The 516-nt window shown below is 38.4% G+C and carries 1 protein-coding gene; it reads left to right on the top strand.

The annotated features are described in order from the left end of the window. Positions 1-72: 72 nt before the first annotated feature. A partial coding sequence (locus KCG35_RS26190; protein ID WP_215822882.1) for a hypothetical protein occupies positions 73-516 on the top strand: 444 nt, incomplete at its 3' end.

The raw sequence follows: 516 nt of genomic DNA, 5'->3' as shown, positions 1-516 counted from the left end.
CTGGGTATTTCTGATATTCAATTCCAGCGGATTGCGCTTTTCAATAAAGCTCTATCAAGCTCAGAAATTTCTATGCTCTCGACATTGTCGCAGCCAAAAGAAAATAAAAATAGCGACTTCGATCAGGACGGTATGCCTGACCAGTTTGAGATTAAATATGGTTTAAATATTTATCAAAATGATGCCAATGACGATGCGGATAATGATGGGCTTACAAATTTAGAAGAATATAAACAAGGTCTTGATCCCACCATTGATGAAAATGCTAGCCTAGAACTCAATAATAAAATCAAGGCATTATCACCCATTAGACATTTCGTAGCTGATGACATTGTCGGCTCATCAGTACCTGATCGTTCTGATCATAAAAAAGATGCCTCTCTCGTTTCTATCTCTGGTCAACAAGTATCGAATTCAGGCTTATCAACCAGTGATGTGCCCAAAGTAGCCAGTAAGTCTTTTGATTTGAATGGTTCACATTATCTTGCCATAGGACCAGTTGAAGCAGAGATGGTA

The organism is Zooshikella harenae (assembly GCF_018837975.1).
Taxonomy (GTDB): Bacteria; Pseudomonadota; Gammaproteobacteria; order Pseudomonadales; family Zooshikellaceae; genus Zooshikella; species Zooshikella harenae.
This window is presented reverse-complemented; position numbering and strand designations above follow the sequence as displayed.